Origin of the sequence: Nocardiopsis sp. NPDC006832 (assembly GCF_040635885.1) — a bacterium.
Lineage (GTDB): Bacteria > Actinomycetota > Actinomycetes > Streptosporangiales > Streptosporangiaceae > Nocardiopsis.
Window position 1 is genome coordinate 1 of the sequence record NZ_JBEYLC010000139.1, and the last position, 1,784, is coordinate 1,784.

Genomic DNA, 1,784 nt, shown 5'->3' on the forward strand with positions numbered 1-1,784 from the left:
CCCGGCCCTGAAGGACCGGGCTTGGAGGTAGCGCCCAACCGGCTGCTGGGGTGGACTCCTCCGTCCAGACACCCCTTATGGGGTGGCAGGGACGCGTGACTCACGCCCCGCGTTCCACACTCTCTCGCCACGAGTGGCGATGTTGTGGGAAGCATTCCGATCGGCGTGGGCAACGACCCCACACCCCCGACAGATGAAAAGCCCCTGGTCGAGGCGGTTGCGCTTGTCGACGTGGCCGCACTCGGCGCACGTCTGCGAGGTGTAGGCGGGATCAACGAAGACCAGGGGCACACCGGCCCGCTTGGCCTTATAGACGATGAAGTCCGCGAGCTGGGCGAAGGCCCAGCAGTGGAGTGCGACCCGTTGGGGCTTGCGGAGCCGTACCCGGGTGCGGATGCCCTGGAGTTCTTCCAGGGCCAGGCCGCGCCCGGTGCGTTCAGCCTCGGTCACGATCATCTTGGCGATGATGTGATTGGTGTTCTTGACGTGCCGCTGTTCGCGGCGGGAACGCTCCTTCAGCCGACGCTTGGCGGACTTGGTGCGCTTCTTCTGGAGCTTGGCCCGCAAGGCGAGCTGACGCTTACGGTACCGGTTGAGACCGCGCCCGGCGACCTGGTAGCCGGTGGACGTAGTGGCAATGTTGGCCATGCCGAGATCGACGCCGATGAAGCCGTCCGGCTCGTACTGCTCGGCCTCGGGAACCTCGCAGGTGGCGACGAGGTAGAACACGCCGTCGCGCTCGATCAGGTCGGATTCGCCCTGCCGGTACGCCTGGAGCGTCTTGAGCGCCTCAGCGGAGCATACGTAGCGGATATTTTTGAGCCGCCCGGACGTGGTCCAGATGGACACGGTCCGCTGGTCGTACCGCCAGGACAGGCACCGGTCGTCGTAGGGTTGGGCGGCCTCGCACCGGAACACGATGGGCTTGGACTCCGCCTTACGGCGACGTTTGGAGCCTTCCTTGCCGAGGTTCCCAGCTCGGATGTTGGCCTTCAAGGTGGTGTAGGCGTCGCGCACCTTCTTGATGACGTGTTGCGCAGCCTGCGCGCCCAAACCCTGTTCTTTGAGGTGGGCGTAGGTGTGCTTGCGCAGCTCGTACTCACGCGGCACGTCGTTGACGAATGCCACCTCAGAAACCCAGGTGGCCAAGTCGTTGACCGCGCGCAGGGTGGAACGCAGTGCGGCGGCCTGGTCGGCCTCCGTCAAGAGTTTGACCTGCACGACGATCTTCATGGGTACGACCATAAGATCCATGTCCCCTCGATGGGAGCCGAACCCCGAAATCCGCAGGGGACGAACGGTCGTCCACACCCTCCATGCCCACTTGGTCCTCACACCCAGATACCGGCCCGGCCCGTTCACCGACGTGATCCTTACGCGCTGCGAAGAGATCATGCGAGCCGTCTGTGCCGACTTCGAAACCGAGTTGGTCGAGTTCAACGGCGAACGCGATCACGTCCACCTGCTCGTGCGCTACCCGCCCAAGGTCGCCATCTCCCGACTGGTCGGCTCTCTCAAGGGCGTATCCGCCCGCAGGCTCCGCCAGGAGTTCCCCGGCCACCTTCGCAAGTACTTGTGGGGCGACCACTTCTGGTCCCCGTCCTACTTTGCTGCGTCCTGCGGCGGCGCCCCGTTGGCGATCATCAAGGAGTACATCGAGAACCAGAAGCGTCCAGGCTGAGGTCAACGGTGCGAACCCGTGCTCTGGTGCGGGTCACCGCTATCTTGAGAAGCGATTCCTCCCGGGCGTGAACGCCCGGGGTTCCTCGCTAGATCAGGCTGAA

The 1,784-nt window shown here is 64.6% G+C and carries 2 protein-coding genes; one reads left to right on the top strand and one right to left on the bottom strand.

The features are described from left to right. Positions 1-75: 75 nt before the first annotated feature. The gene (locus tag ABZ717_RS28570) at positions 76-1,233 is read right to left on the bottom strand and encodes a transposase (protein ID WP_358516370.1); all 1,158 of its coding nucleotides are present in this window, start codon (positions 1,231-1,233) and stop codon (positions 76-78) included. A 19-nt stretch (positions 1,234-1,252) separates the two neighbouring features. Between ABZ717_RS28570 and tnpA the strand changes: the two genes are divergently transcribed. After that, entirely contained in the window at positions 1,253-1,681 is a 429-nt protein-coding gene (gene tnpA / locus ABZ717_RS28575) for an IS200/IS605 family transposase (RefSeq protein ID WP_358516373.1), read from the top strand. Positions 1,682-1,784 lie beyond the last annotated feature (103 nt).